Genomic DNA, 14,621 nt, shown 5'->3' on the forward strand with positions numbered 1-14,621 from the left:
GAACAGGGGATGCGATCGGCATGCGCACAGATGGCTTTGGCCACGGTGTGGATCCGATGGTTGGCGGCGGCATAGTCTTGCGGCAAACCGCTCGCATTCTGCGGTTGCACGCGCGCCCGCGAGCGGTTGGAACTGCTTCGACCGCGATGCGGACGTGTTCGTCGCCGCCGAACATCTTCGATCGTAGACAGCGCTGCGGGCGCGGCGCGGGCGGAGCTTGAAGCCTTGGATGTCGTCGGCTTCGACGAGCCGCAGCCGTCGCCTGGCGAATGGCGAATGGCGATAATCAACCCGCGTCCTCCGCAAAATATTCGTCATAGAATTCGCTGGCGTTTCCCGCATCGCCGAACGAGGTCCAGCCGCCGTCCACATAGAGGATCGAGCCGTTGATGTATGAGGCGTCAGACGAAGCGAGGAAAAACGCCGCGTCTGCGACGTCTTTCGGCCGTCCCATCATGCCCATCGGAATTCGTCGTGCGATCGCTGTTGAGTCGATGCAGCCGGCCTTCACCAACTGAGCAAGTGCAGACGTGCGGATGTAACCGGGAGCGACGGTGGCTGTCCGAATGCCGACCGGCCCGAGTTCGGCCGCCATGCATCGGGTCAGCATGTCCATCCCCGCTTTCGAGGCGCCGTAGGCATGGCGCGGCGCAAAAGGGCAGAAAGCTGTTGATCGATCCGAGATCGAGGATCACGCCGCCGGGGCGCATCGCTTTGGCCGCCTCACGCGCGCAAGTGAAGGCGCCGGTGAGATTGACATCCAGGACCTGGTCGATTTCTGCCGGCATTTGTTCGAAGCCCGCCACAAAGGTGTCGGCAATAGCAGCACCGTTGACGAGGATGTCGATGCGCCCGAAGCATCCCCTCATCTCCTCGAACAGCGCCACCACCTCGCTCTCGATGGCCACATCCACGAATTTCGCCAGGTTCTTTCCGCCGAGCGATCCAGCGAGTACAGTAGCAGCAGCGCGATCTTTATCAGCAATCACGACGGTATCGCCGGTCGCTGCAAAACAGCGAACTATGGCGGCGCCTATGCCGTTCGCGCCACCCGTGACGAGCACGATTCGCGCATCGGTTCGTTCGCACTCAGAAGAGAGCTCGGCTCTGGGCGTCCCTTCCACCGCCGGGTGCGCGTCCCCCGGCTGGTTGAATGACGTCCAGCCGCCGTCGACCACCAGCACCGATCCGGTGATGTAGCGCGCCTCAACGCTGGTCAGAAAACGCACGGCCCGGGCGATCTCGTCGGGCCGCGCCATGCGCCCCATCGGCACGCGGCGGCGTACCGCCGCAAGGTCCATTTTACCCGCGCGTTCCAGTTCTGCGACCATCGGCGTGCGCACATAGCCTGGCGCAACCGCCGTCACGCGTATGCCGCGCGAAGCCCATTCGCATGCAAACGACTTCGTCAACGAGATCAGGCCCGCTTTCGAGGCTGCGTAGGCATTGCGCCTGGGACTGCCGACCAGCCCCCCCAGCGAAGCGACGTTGACGATGACGCCGTCCCGCTTCATCCGCCTCGCCGCTTCGCGGGCCATGACAAACGGCCCAATCAGGTTTACTGCCAAGCCGCGCCGGAAGGCATCGGCTGCCGTGTCGACAGTCGCAGTCATGGTCGGTCCGATGGCCGCGTTGTTGATGAGAACGTCGATTTGAGCGAACTGCGCTTCGACCCGGCCATAAAGGGCGAGGACTTCCACGTCTCGCGAGACGTCGCATTCGAGGCCAAGATGCGGGTCGCCGAGGCCACGGGCCAGTTCAACCACGCCGCTGCCCGGAAGGTCCACCGAACAACAGTGTCTCCACCCCCGGCAAGGATATCGACCAGGGCCCGGCCGATCCCGCCCGCGGCGCCTGTAATGATGACGATGCGTCCTGCCCGCTTCATAAGAACTTCTCCGCGCCGAGCCTCAACGATGTCACCCCATCAATATTCGGCGGCCAAATGATCCGTTGCGGCAAAGCAGCACGTCCTGGTGATGGCCAGTTGGCCGGCGAAGCTGGCGACGGACCCTTTGATGAGAGGCGATCTGGATCCAGGTAAGCCACTTGCCTCTGCGAACCGGTCCTCCGGTCTGAGCTTGGGGGTCGGAGACTGCCGCGCAACAGAGTCCCGTTCTTGCGCCAGCAAATTTATCAGCGACAGAGCAGACCGCTGTTGCGGTCACGCCGCTACGGGGCAGAAAGACAATCCTCTCGGCTACGTCTTTACCGGGCAGGCTCTCACCGGGATCGCTGTGCCATTGCAAAATCATCATAGCTTTTGTCTCCGTTCGGAACCTCTGCAGGCCTGATGGCGAGGAGGATGCGATGCTTCTCAAGCGCGTAGACTGGGTCATCCGGATGAGGTGCGCCGATAGGCTGCCGCGACCCGAACCGTTCTGCCTCAGGGATCGCTGCTGGGATCTGCTCCTCGAGCCAATCGTAGACCACCGTCCGTTCGGCAATCCGCCACTCCCCTTCCCTTTTCTGAAACAGATCGCAGTAGCGGCCGCAGAGGAGCGTCTGGCGTACTTCTCCGTATTTGTCCGGTCCGCGTTGCAGCGCGGTGAAATAGCTCTCGACCGCGGCTTCTGTCGGGGTGATGAATTCGATCAGGATGTTCGTGATCTGATGGATGTTGCGAGGCCCGGTCTGGAAGACCCCGAGCGCAAACCGGATGAAGCCCTCTGCCGAGCCGCAATAGGCGCCGTGATTGTCATGCGCATCGAGCCAGTACGCGCTGCGCAACGCCGCCTCGTCCGCGCGGTCTATCCCGCGGCAGTACCGATAGAGGCAGTCGCGGATCGCTTCACGGTCGAGTAGTTCGGTAATTTTTCCCTGGTCCATCGTCTTGGTCGCAAATCCTGTGATCGGAAGAGGTTCGCTAAGCCGCCCAAGTTTTTTCACACCATGGGAGCACCTCGTTTCCGGAGATGCCCCTGCACCGTTGGCCCAGGACGGCGGCGCGCCGCATGCCGTTCTTTCCAGTGTGCGGCCACATGGTCGAAAATCAAACCCGCCGGCCTCTCGGTTGAATGACATCCGATTCAGCCCGCGCAGCGGGTGTAGCGTCGAGTTCCAGTGCACGTTCGGGCAAGATCGCGTGCCTCGTGACGCAAGTAGGTGCTTCCCCTCCGCAACCTCAATGTCACCAGGCAGGATGTAGCCCTCCTCATCGAGCTTGAAGATATCGGGCGCTTGCGCCGAGCATCGCGCGTGACCCTGGCATTTGGGTTTATGGACGATGATGCGCATACCGCTACCTTCAATTTCCGTGCCCGCTCGGGGCTGGCTTCATCAGGACCAGTGCAGGATCAGATTTTTGATCCCGAATACATGGCCGCCAGAGGTGATGGGTGCCGTACCTTTCTTGATCCGGAAGGCCGGAATGCGCGCCAGCCACTCCTCCAGGCCAATGACAATCTCTCGCCGGGCAAGGTGTGAGCCAAGACAGCGGTGGGGACCATAGCCAAAGGCGGCGTGGCGGTTGTTCTCTCGCGCCAGATCGATCGTGTTGGGGCATTCGAATTCTGCCGGGTCACGATTGGCAATCATCGTGGCGCAGGAAACGTAATCCCCCTTACGGATCGGCGCGCCTTCGAAGTCGATGTCCTTGGTTGCCACTCGGATCATCTGAACGGTCGGATAGGCGCGCAGCAATTCTTCAGCTGCGAGCGCGATCCGGTCCGGTTCGCTCCGCAGCAGTTCCTGATCTTTGAGGTTGCGGGCGAGATACGCCAAGTCAAAGCCTATAGCAGCTGCCACCGTATCGAGCCCCGCGACGAACACAAGCACGCCGATGCCACGGACTTCCACGTCGCTTAGCTGGCGGCCCTCGACCTGTGCCTGCACGATGAAGGTCATAAAATCGTCGACCGGGTCCTTGCGGCGCTTGGTCGCAAGCTCGTCGATAAAGGCAACAATTGTCTGGGCAGCGGCCGGTCGTTTCAGATGGTCGCCGTGGATGAGATCTTTCGCCCAGCCGACAAATGTATCGAGCCGGTGATCCGGCAACCCTAGAAAGCGAAGGAAGATGTTGACCGTGAAAGGAAAGGCGAACTCCTTCATGACGTCGCAGCTTGTGCCCGCTGCGGCAATCCTATCGATCAGCGCGACCGCTCGCTCGCGGATAGCCGGCTCCAATACCATGGCCCGCTTTGGCGAAAGCAGCGGATTGAGCAGTGAGCGAAAAACGCCATGGGCCGGTGGGTCAAGTTCGAGCGGGATCATCGGCCAGTTTTCGCCCAGCGCGGATGCGAAGATGCTGCGATGGCTCGAAAAGGTTTCAGCGTCCTGCAGCACCCGGCGCTGGTCGCTGGCGCGAGTGATGACCCAGGTGCCGCGGCCATCGCGCGTGTTGTAGGGAGAATAGAAGATCGGCGGCCCGGCATGGACGCAAGCGACCGCTGCGTGCGGGTCCCCGTTGGGCGCCGGCAGCATGCCTGGCGACGTAAACAGGCTGAAGTCCCTCACCATTTCGGGCGGGATGTGATCTGGAACCCAGTTAATCGCCATTTGGCTTCTCCTCAATGTCAGGCGTTCTGGCGCTCGATCGGGATCCCACGGCTGGTCACACGTCGATTACCAGCGTTCGGCACGTCCTGGCTCAGGCGCCGTAAAGATTGGCCGTCACTGCTGAACTCCATCAAGCAGTGCTGACGTCCCCTGACTAAACTTGTCGGGGCAAGTTGCGTGCCGATTAGCGCACCGTTTGCGTTGCACCAGTTGGTCCGAACCGGTGGCCCGGTCTTGGCGGCCTTTTGGTCGGATTGCGACATTCTTGTTCAGCTTCGGACACACGAAGGAGCAAATGAAAGGACCCTCAAGCATGCGAACGCCGCGGCCCGAGCCGAATTTGGTCCTCACCCCTTCCCGAGTGGCGCGCTTGCTGAGAGCTGGAGGATGTCAAAGCCCCCCTCGACAGAGCGGGAATAGCAACAGTGCGCGTCGTGGATGCTGCCACAGCGTGTATTCGCAGACCGCCGTGACTGCGCACGCAAGGACGCGCTGGATCTAGAGACAGCGCTCCTTACGCGGTCGACACACAGTGCCAGCCAGTGTGCGACAATGCATCGGCCGGCCCGTCCGGAACGGCTTACCTCTTTCCCGAGCCGGTGCGGAAGTGCAGATTTACCCTAACCATACAGCACCATTGCTCGGTCCGGGTGACCGAGCGAATGTGCGGCATGAGGTAGCAAAAGCCACCGATCATTATTCAACCCGTTGATAGCGAGTGGCTATTTTCAACGTCTCCGAGGGTGGCGGACGGAGGCTTGACGCAGCCGTGCGGAACGGCTGCGGCATTTCTGAACCGTCGCCACCGACCGATTTTGGTGCTGTCTAAGACGTGCTTCCCGACGTGCAGATTGTTTTGATAGGCATGTCGGTGTCAAAGAATAAACCTTCCTCCTCAATCCATTGAGAGTGGCGCTACCTGTAGAAAAGCACTTTGCCCCCAGGAATGAGTTGTCGGCAGAAGTCGTAGTCGGCGATGTTCCGAGTCAACAGGACAAGCCCCGATTTCGATGCCTGCAGATACAGAGTGCAGTCATGCAGGCAGCGCAGCTTCTGGTCATCCTGGTAGCCCTGCAGGCGACAGAGCACGCCATTCAGAACAGCAGCGCGGCCGAGGACGTCGGCATCGGGCGTTAGGATCCGGTGTCCGGGCATGGATCGGATTACCTCGGACAGAGCCTTATGCACGCCCCCGGTGCGGGGATCGTCGGGCTTCAGGACACCAAGCGTGTGGGCCAACTCCTGGATGCAGATGGCTGAATGGTTGTTGTGCCGACCGTCCATAATCTGCTTCACCAACGCAGGCGCTTTGCCTTGGAGCCTGTCGATGTACACACAGGTGTCGAGCAATAGCGCTTGCCCGCCGAGCTCGCCCTCGTTCACGAAGGGCAGCTGATCATCAGGTCGGCGAGCAAGTGTTTTGGTTGGAAAGCCACGAAGCGAGCGAAGGGCTGCTTCAACATCAAATTCTGACACTCAAACCTCAATCAGAAGCCGAGCTTGATGTCTGGATCGATGGTTCCCGCGAGCTTGTCCATGGTCGCGGGGAAATTGTCCTCGAGCGCGACATTCGCAAGAGCGAATTCAAGCAGCTCGGTGTCACCCTTAATGCCCGTCTGGCGCTTAGCCTGCTCAATGAGGGCATGGCTCAAACGTGCTGTGATCCGCTCGTCCTTAGAGCCGATCAGGCCTTTGCGAATGGCAGCACGAAGCGTCTGCCGAACGACAAACTTCTGCTCGCCCGGCATGTCCTTGTTGGCGTCCTTACGCATCAGACTCCGCTTGCGCTTCTTTTCGCAACGAGGCGCTGTTGCGGAGCAGTCGATAACGACCGCATTCCCAGCGTCTTCGTCATATCGCCATCTCCGATGCTGTTAGCCAAGGCGTGTGTTTTGTCGAACATAACAGGTGGGAGCTGCTTTGTCACTCGGAAGCTCGCTCAGATTGCTGAGCAGTCATTCGTTCCGGCAAATGTGCGGCGTGCTCGGTCTCGGCGAAGGGCTCCTGCTAAAGCCAAAAAGGGTCGCTGCAAAAAATCGATCGGGTGCCTCCAAGTAAAGCGGTATGGCGCTTGCTCTCATCGTTAAAGCCCATCATGGCACGAAGAAAGCTACAAGCAGAACCATGGCCGAGACGCGAAGCTCTGTAGGAGCGCTGAGGAGAGCGTGCCCCCGTTCCCGCCGCGGGACATCGTTTCCTTCAGACTTCCGTCCTCGCTAGCTGCTTTGCGCATGGCCGGCCCGAGACCGAAGGTGATGGTCGCCATAGAATCGCCCGATGGGGTGCCTTCCGACAATGACACCCTCGTCCCCAGCTCAGAGAAGCCGGCACCGATATTGCACGCGGCACTATCACAACATGTCCGGCAGCGATGAACATCTTGCGTGAAACGCCGGGAACAGCGGCGCTTCTGGCTTTAATGCGTCAACGCAGCCAATCCATTTTGCAGCATCCAAACTGGCGAGCTTATCGATGACCGAATCCGCGACAGGCTTCCTGGAGGCTGTTCCGCACGACCCAAAAAAGCCAGATGAACGGTCGCGTCCCGCATGGGGTGCGGTCATTTCGCTTGCCTTGGGCACCTTCGGGCTGGTGACGGCAGAGTTTCTTCCGGCCAGCGTGCTGACGCCGCTCGCGCGCGAGCTCGGTATCACCGAGGGTGCGGCTGGACAGACGATGACAGCGACCGCGATTGCTGCGGCGATCTCGGCGCCGACGATGGCCATCATCACAAAGCGCCTGGACCGCAGGATCGTACTGTGGGCGATGATGCTGCTGCAGATCCTGTCCAACCTTCTGGCGGAAGTCGCGTGGTCGCTGCCGGTTTTCCTGGCGGCGCGCGTCGTGTTCGGCATTGCGCTCGGAGGCTTCTGGTCGATTTCGGCATCGGTGGCGATGCGGCTCGTTCCAAATCACCTTCTGCCGCGCGCCATGTCAATCATCCTCACCGGCGTTTCGGTCGCTGTCGTATGCGCGCCTCCAATCGGCGCCTATGTCAGCGACATCTGGGGATGGCGAGAGCCCTTCATGATCACCGCGGTCGTTAATGCCGTTACACTGCTGGTGCAACTCGTAACGATGCCGACGCTGCCTCCGGTTGAAATGGCTGGATTCCGAAGTCTGCTGGATGTGGCCAAAAAGCCGACCATCAAGGTCGCCCTTTTAGTCATAGTCCTGGTCGCTTCTGGGCACTTTGCCAGCTTCACCTACATCCGCGCCGTCCTTGAGAGGATTCCCGCGCTCGATAGCAAGACAATCCCGCTGGTATTGCTCGCTTCTGGCATAGGCGGCATCTTCGGCAATTTAGCTGGCGCATTCCTGGCCCAACACAGCCTCAAGGCAGTCGCGGCCCTGCCATCCCTGCTCATGGCGATAGCCGCTATCTCGTTGCTGATGCTGGGAGCATCGGCCTGGGCCTCGGCGATTGCGATTGTCGTATGGAGCTTTGCCTTCGGTGCGGTGCCGGTGGGATTACAGACGTGGATGGTGCTGCGCGCCGTTCCCGGGCAGGCCGAAAGCGCCGGTGTGCTGACGGCCGCAACGTTCCAAGTGGCCATCGCGGCGGGCGCGATTTTCGGCGGACTACTGGTGAAATATGCCGGCGTTCACAGTGTCTTTGCCTACAGCGCGGTTGCCACGTTCCTCGCCGCCCTCACAGTTTTCCTGCTTGGCCCGAAGCGCGCAACCTAGACGGCCCGACAGGCAATGCCTTCAGCTCAGCGCGCTGAGAGATGCAATCGCATCAGCCGCCTGGATCGCGGCTACTGTCACTTCAACGTCGGCTTCAGATCGGGCATGGACAAGCGCCAGCGCCCTCACCGGCCCACCTCCGCGCCTACGGGGAGCGGTCAGCGTTCGCCCGGGCGGAGTTGGTCAGGGTTACGCAGCCCGGGCGAGCGCCGGTCGCGCTTGGCAGCTGATGGTGACTAGGCGCGGTTCTAGAAGCGTCGACTCGTTTCCTGTCTCTCGCAATGGCGGCGACACGCTCGAGGAGCGACGTCTCCCCGGATCGCGTTATTCTGGTTGCCAGTTTCGGACGGCTTGATCTCACAGATGAACAGCTTGTCTACCCATGGCTCCTCCCGGCGACAAATTGCAGTTTACGCGATGAGCAGATTGGTGCCGATGCTGAATGCCGGGCCTTTTTTGGCGCGGCGTCGCGACATCAACGACTCGAGCTTCCCGGCTGCCATCCAGGTCGAAGGAGAGGACCGCCTCCAGCTCATCTGGTCCCGCCAACCCCGGCCCGGCCGCCCAAGGCATGCCGACCTGCTGTACATCCAGCACTACCATCAATGCTGAAAACACTGGATTGTGCGTAGCTAGATGTTGCGCCTCCAGAGGTTGTACAGGTCACAAGCAAGGAATGGCGCAATGAATACCTTGCGTGCGGCTGCATAGACCAAGCGTTCGCGGTCTTTCCGCGTCCTTTGATCGAGGCCGTCTGCTTTTCGGCCTATGCCCTGTCGGCAAAGGACTTCCTGGCCCTGGCGTCTACCGCGCCTTGCCGGCGACGCGGATCTTTCGAGTATGCCTTTGTGGAGGCCGTGCTCTGGCATAGTGATAATGGGACCAATCGATTTCTCGTCCATCACTTGCCCTCCGTCGAGCAAGGCCAGAATGTTGGACCCTGGAGCGACAGACCCCCCTGCGCGGGGCAGCTGAGCCATAGCTTCAGCGCGGCGTTCGGGTCGTCGAAACGGGAGCTATGATGACCATACTCTCCAACGGCATAGGCAATCTCGGCGATGGAACCTCCAATCGAGGCGATCCGCGGCGGATCCGAAAAGACAGCTGCGCCTCGGTGGCAGCGGCAGGCAGAGCGGTAGCCAGCAGAACCCACATTACCGGCGCGGGCACCGAGCGAAAACGGAAATCACCATGCATCGGTCTTACCTCACGCGGTCCGTCGGGGTTGGAATACGCGGCAGGGTCTCGGCTAGGAGCCGCCAGTCGCCGCGCTCGCATTCGCCTTCGCGGCGTTCGCCGAAGAACTGGATGATCATTCTGCCGTCGGCGCCATAGGCTTCGAGTGAGGTGAGGTGACCGTCCCTGGTCGGCTTGCGCACGGCCCAAACCTCGCGGATGTGGTGGGTTGAGAGATGCAGGCGGAAGGTTTCGTCCAGCACATTGATCCGCGGCCCGATGGGCTTGACCGACTTGATCGGGCCGGAATGGATCTGGATGCAGCCACGATTGCCGACGAAGCACATGATCGGCATCTCGTCTTCGCTCGCGCATTGGAACATGGCGCCAACGGCGGCATTGTCGAGTTGCCAGGCGTAATCCTGGCCAACCATGCGCAGCGCCCGGCAGCGACTGAGCTTCAGCGTCTTCAGCATGTCGAAGAACTGATGCACGTCGGTCAGCCGGCTCCAGTGCTCGCGCAGCTCCGTGACCATGGCGGCTTGGTCCGGAACCTCTGCGTCAGAGTCGGCTCCGTTTGCCTTAACCCACAAGATCGGCTCCTGGTTCGAGGATGCGAGCTCCGCCACCAGCTTTTGATAGGCGTAGAGGTTGGAGGCCGGCCTGACATCCACCTGATGCACTGCTGCGCCGGCAGCGTCGAAGAATTGCAGGCTGCGGCGGATGTTGCCGTCGTCGCGCTTTTCAACGGCAAAGCCATGCGCCCAACCCTTCGGGAAGATGCGCAGGTTGATGTCGTCGCCGAGAACCATGGCATGGTGGTTGCCGGTTACGACCTTGTTGTACAAGCCAATCTTCTCGTGCACGGCACTTTGATTTCGGGTCACCGCCCTTACCTCGCCCACGGCTTCGAGGCCTATCAGCAGATCATTGACGCGCGGCTCGATGCGCGCCGCGCCGGAACCGCAATGCGCCGCGACCAGCTCCGCTTCCGAAATGCTCAATTTGGCGGCGAGATCATGCTCGCGGATTTTCGGACTGTCTTCCTGTGCCCGCCGGATTTGGTCCGGAGAGGGTTTCTCGCGCTGCTCCATGTCTTACCCCTGCTTCCACATAATTGTTGAGGATCAGCTGTCCTGTTCCAATCGAGCCCGCCCGTGTGCTCGATGCCGATCTTTTGCTCGGCCAGGATCACCGGCTCGAAAGGCGCTGGCTGCTGTACGACGGCGCAACGAGACTGACAGTCAGATGTCGGTCTCCCATCAAGCGGTCGCCGGCGACTGGCCGGTAGCGAGCGATTGTAGAGGTCGACGCCAACCGACCGATCCCGCGTTTGGGGGTGGACGGGCGGGGCTGCTTTCCTTCAGAAAGCGGATCTGGTCAAAACCTGACATCTTGCTTCCCTTACATTGTTCCACTGATCGCGAGGCCACCCGCGAATCAGTGTCGGTCGGCAGTTGTGCCGCCTTCCAAAGCGGGGCTTCAAAAGTCGTGCCAATTGCGCAGAAGCGACCTCGGAAAGACGTTCGCATACGGGTCAAGGGTTTAGGCAGGAGTGGCACGACCCACGCCGAGACCACTGTGTCGCGGGTTAGACAAACCATCAGTTGTGTCGCCCAGCCGTCTTCCAGGAACGAGGACGGGATTGCTACGGCGCAATTCACGTGACGAGCGACGTGCGCACTTCCGACAATGTCGCACATCCGACACAGGGCTGAAGGGCCAAGCTTTTGTTTTAAAAACGTTTTACTTTGGCATGGCACGTGCGCTGTCGTCCGCAAATGCGTGACGGATTGAGGAGAAATTCGAGCCATGATTACGCTCACCCACACCGCAGTTGCTGCCGTCAAGACCGTCCTTTCCCGCGCCAGCGAGCCGGCGGAAGGCTTTCGTATCATGGTCCAGACCGGCGGCTGCGCCAGCTTCAAATACTCGATGGGCCCCGAGAGCGTCTTGCGCGAGGGCGATGCGATCATTGAGGCAGATGGGGTCAAGGTATTCGTGGACGTAGGGTCTCAACCCCATGTAGCAGGCATGACCGTCGACTTTGTCACGGGGTTGGAGTCCTCCGGCTTCGTCTTCGATAATCCCAACGCGCGGGAGAAGTGCGCTTGCGGCAAGTCCTTCGGCTGATCGCCCGAGAAGCCGCATGTGGAACTTTAGCGGGAAGGCCAAGGAACACTTCAACCGGACGCATGCCGACGTTCTGGAAACAGCCAATTCAGGAGGTAAGCTCGGGACCATCCGCTACGGCGACATGTTTGAATCTGTCAACGGCATCGACCGGGGGACGTCAAGGATCACTGCCGCCGAGCGCCAGACCTTCAGCGGCCGCGCCGCGGTCGCCTCATTGTCGGCGGCTATCGAACTCACCATCGGCAAACCGCCATGGAGCAGATCAGTTGCTACACAAAGGCTGCCCCGGGATGCCTCGCAGCCATCGTGGAAGTGCTTGTACTGGTCCAGGGAGAAATGCCCGCGGCGGGGTCTATTGCGGCAGAGCAGGTCTAGACGCCCGCCAAAACAGACGCCCGCGCCCTCAATAAGGAGGCAAGGTCGAAGCCCGTCTCGGGACCGGCGATCGCTTCAGGTGGGATGCGCGGAACGTCCCCGCCCGAAACAGTTCAGCTCCTGGAGGGCCCGAAGTCGCCGGCCGCCCAGTGACGGCGCTGCAGCAAACTCGACTGATAGTAGACGCTGTCGGGAGTTAACCGGAGGCCCTCGCCGGGGAGGCGAACTTGACGATATCGACGGCGACCATGTCGACGTCAGACTTTCGGACGCCTGCACCGGCCGCCAGTCTCCACCACACCCACCAAGGGCCTGCGCCAGAGCTCCATGCGACCGATCTCCCGCGTCGCTTCGTTCTGGTCAACTGAGGGATCACAGCATGAGACCTGTCTATCTCGACAACAACGCCACGACACGGGTCGATCCTGAGGTCGTTCAAACGATGTTGCCGTTCTTTAGGGATCGATTCGGCAACCCTTCGTCGACGCATGATTTCGGCGCCTCGGCCTTTGCGGCGGTGAATAAGGCGCGCCTGCAGCTGCAAGCGCTGATCGGCGCCGAGCTCGACCATGAGATCATCTTCACATCGGGCGGGACGGAAAGCGACAATGCAGCGATTCTTTCGGCGCTGGAGGTGTTGCCCAGCCGGACAGAGATCCTGATTTCCGCGGTCGAGCATCCTGCGGTGCTGACACTCTGCACGCATCTTGAGAAGACGCGGGCCGTCACGGTGCACAGGATCCCGGTGGATCGCCAGGGCCGGCTCGACCTCGACGCCTACAGGGCCGCCCTGAGCCCACGCGTGGCAATCGTCTCGATCATGTGGGCAAACAACGAGACCGGCACGATCTTCCCTGTTGGCGAGCTTGCTGAGTTGGCCAAGGAAGCCGGCGCCCTCTTCCATACTGATGCTGTGCAGGCGGTCGGCAAAGTTCCCATGGACCTGAAATCGACCGCAATCGACATGCTGTCGCTGTCCGGCCACAAGCTGCATGGCCCGAAAGGGATTGGAGCGCTTTTTGTAAAACGTGGCGTGCCCTTCCGCTCGATGATCAAAGGCGGGCACCAAGAGCACGATCGGCGTGGGGGCACCGAGAATACGCCTGGCATAGCCGGGCTGGGCATGGCGGCCCAACTCGCCTTGAAATTCGTGGACGACGCGACCACACGGGTAAAGTCGCTGCGCGACCGCCTTGAAGACGGGATACTCGAGCGCGTCCCGAACACCTTCGTCAATGGCGATCCGCTGGAGCGGTTGCCAAACACCGCAAACATTGGCTTTGCACATGTCGAAGGCGATAGAATCCCACTTCTCCTCAGCCGCGCCGGAATTGCGTGTTCCTCCGGCTCCGCGTGCACCTCCGGCTCATTGGAATCGAGCCACGTTCTGAGGGCCATGAAAACGCCGCACGGCTCAGTCCGCTTCTCCCTCGCGCGCGACAACGGCGAAGCGGACATCGACCGAGTGCTCGAGGTCTTGCCGCCGATCGTGGAGAAGGTGCGTGGCTCACCCAGTCCTGGGCCGGCGAGGCGAGGTAATGAAGATCATCAATCGGGTCTAGGCCAGAGCGGCAGCAGAATAGACTTCCTTTCATGAACCGTGATGTCTTCCTCAACGATACCACCATGCGCGATGGCGAGCAGGCACCCGGCGTCTCCTTCACCATTGCGGAAAAGCTGGAGCTCGCCGAGTCTCTCGCGGCAGCCGGCATCCCAGAGATCGAGATCGGCACGCCGAGCATGGGCGGCGACGAGATCGAAACAATTCGCGCCGCGGTCGCCAGGAGTCTCCCAGTGCGGCTCACGGCCTGGTGCCGGATGACGTCGCGGGATCTCGAGGCGGCGATCGAGAGCGGCGTCACCGCCGTCAATCTGTCGCTGCCTGCATCGGACATCCAATTGGCCGCCAAACTCGGCCTCGATCAGGGGGCAGCGCTCCAGATCATCGCGCAGATGGTCGGGCGCGCAGCCGCCCACGGCTTTTTCGTTGCCGTCGGCTGCGAGGATGCCTCGCGAGCCGATCGGGATCATCTGGCCCGCGTCATTGAGACGGCCGCGCGCGCCGGCGCAAGCCGCGTCAGGCTGGCCGATACGGTCGGCGTTCTCGACCCTTTTTCGACCTTCGAGATTGTCGCTCAGCTCGCGGCGCTGTCTCCCATCGACCTCGAATTCCATGCACACAACGATCTCGGCCTTGCGGTCGCCAACACGCTGGCAGCAATACGCGCCGGCGCCCGCCATGCCTCCGTCACCGTCCTGGGGCTCGGAGAGCGGGCGGGCAATGCCGCGCTGGAAGAGGTGGCCACCGCGATGGCCGTTCTCGACGGCGCGGATACAGGCATCGAGCTGACGGCATTGCCGGACCTCGCCGCCCGGGTGGCTTGGGCCGCCTGCCGGCAGACCGCGGCCATGAAGCCGATCGTCGGCGCCGATGTTTTCAGCCACGAGTCCGGCATTCACGTCGCGGGGCTGCTGAAGGACCCGCGTACCTATCAGGGGCTCGATCCGGCTCTCGTGGGCCGCTGCCGGCGAATCGTCATTGGCAAGCATTCCGGTGCGACCGCGATCGCCTATGTGCTGGGCGATAGTGGCCGCGATCTCGACCCGGATCTGGCAGCCGCGATGGTTGCCCGCGTCCGCCGCAAGGCGACCGAGACCAAATCGACCGTCACCGCAACTCAACTGGTCGAGCTCTACGACACACTGCGCAGCGAGGCAGCCGGCCGAGACCTTGGAAAGGAGTAGGT

10 protein-coding genes and 2 pseudogenes are annotated in these 14,621 nt (G+C 61.4%); 5 read left to right on the plus strand and 7 right to left on the minus strand.

Features of this window, described 5'->3' with window-relative positions; all coding sequences use genetic code 11:
• Positions 1 to 286: 286 nt before the first annotated feature.
• From AC0V7N_RS38555 to AC0V7N_RS38580, 6 genes and pseudogenes are all read right to left on the minus strand, one after another.
• A pseudogene (locus tag AC0V7N_RS38555) lies at positions 287 to 1,888 on the minus strand (SDR family oxidoreductase).
• 335 nt (positions 1,889 to 2,223) lie between these two features.
• Positions 2,224 to 2,829 carry a nuclear transport factor 2 family protein gene (locus AC0V7N_RS38560; RefSeq protein WP_258581045.1) on the minus strand — a complete coding sequence of 202 codons (606 nt, stop codon included), beginning with the start codon at positions 2,827 to 2,829 and terminating at the stop codon, positions 2,224 to 2,226.
• A 300-nt stretch (positions 2,830 to 3,129) separates the two neighbouring features.
• A pseudogene (locus tag AC0V7N_RS38565) lies at positions 3,130 to 3,237 on the minus strand (ferredoxin); the annotation flags it as partial.
• Positions 3,238 to 3,279: 42 nt separating this feature from the next.
• The gene (locus AC0V7N_RS38570) at positions 3,280 to 4,497 is read right to left on the minus strand and encodes a cytochrome P450 (protein WP_258581046.1); all 1,218 of its coding nucleotides are present in this window, start codon (positions 4,495 to 4,497) and stop codon (positions 3,280 to 3,282) included.
• Between the two features lie 915 nt (positions 4,498 to 5,412).
• Positions 5,413 to 5,973, minus strand: coding sequence for a type II toxin-antitoxin system VapC family toxin (locus AC0V7N_RS38575; protein WP_496628161.1), 561 nt, complete (start codon positions 5,971 to 5,973; stop codon positions 5,413 to 5,415).
• Positions 5,974 to 5,984: 11 nt separating this feature from the next.
• Positions 5,985 to 6,269 (minus strand): hypothetical protein, encoded by a 285-nt coding sequence (locus AC0V7N_RS38580; RefSeq protein ID WP_496628162.1) that lies wholly within the window; start codon positions 6,267 to 6,269, stop codon positions 5,985 to 5,987.
• Between the two features lie 700 nt (positions 6,270 to 6,969).
• On the opposite strand from AC0V7N_RS38580, the gene AC0V7N_RS38585 reads away from it, so the two are divergent.
• Together AC0V7N_RS38585 and AC0V7N_RS38590 are read left to right on the plus strand one after the other, a co-directional pair.
• Positions 6,970 to 8,187 carry an MFS transporter gene (locus AC0V7N_RS38585; RefSeq protein WP_496628163.1) on the plus strand — a complete coding sequence of 406 codons (1,218 nt, stop codon included), beginning with the start codon at positions 6,970 to 6,972 and terminating at the stop codon, positions 8,185 to 8,187.
• A gap of 417 nt (positions 8,188 to 8,604) precedes the next feature.
• Positions 8,605 to 8,799 carry a hypothetical protein gene (locus AC0V7N_RS38590; RefSeq protein ID WP_496628164.1) on the plus strand — a complete coding sequence of 65 codons (195 nt, stop codon included), beginning with the start codon at positions 8,605 to 8,607 and terminating at the stop codon, positions 8,797 to 8,799.
• A gap of 590 nt (positions 8,800 to 9,389) precedes the next feature.
• On the opposite strand, the gene AC0V7N_RS38595 is transcribed toward AC0V7N_RS38590, so the two are convergent.
• Positions 9,390 to 10,457: a hemin-degrading factor gene (locus AC0V7N_RS38595; protein WP_258581050.1), complete on the minus strand. Its 1,068-nt coding sequence runs from the start codon at positions 10,455 to 10,457 to the stop codon at positions 9,390 to 9,392.
• A 718-nt stretch (positions 10,458 to 11,175) separates the two neighbouring features.
• On the opposite strand from AC0V7N_RS38595, the gene AC0V7N_RS38600 reads away from it, so the two are divergent.
• The 3 genes from AC0V7N_RS38600 (at position 11,176) to nifV (ending at position 14,619) form a co-directional block, all read left to right on the plus strand.
• Positions 11,176 to 11,496, plus strand: a complete 321-nt coding sequence (locus AC0V7N_RS38600) for an iron-sulfur cluster assembly accessory protein (RefSeq protein ID WP_496628165.1) — start codon at positions 11,176 to 11,178, stop codon at positions 11,494 to 11,496.
• A 757-nt stretch (positions 11,497 to 12,253) separates the two neighbouring features.
• Positions 12,254 to 13,471, plus strand: a complete 1,218-nt coding sequence (nifS, locus tag AC0V7N_RS38605) for a cysteine desulfurase NifS (protein ID WP_496628166.1) — start codon at positions 12,254 to 12,256, stop codon at positions 13,469 to 13,471.
• Positions 13,468 to 14,619, plus strand: a complete 1,152-nt coding sequence (gene nifV, locus AC0V7N_RS38610) for a homocitrate synthase (RefSeq protein ID WP_496628167.1) — start codon at positions 13,468 to 13,470, stop codon at positions 14,617 to 14,619. Before nifS ends, nifV begins: the two co-directional genes overlap by 4 nt.
• Positions 14,620 to 14,621: the final 2 nt, after the last annotated feature.

It is taken from the genome of Mesorhizobium kamtschaticum (assembly GCF_056174585.1).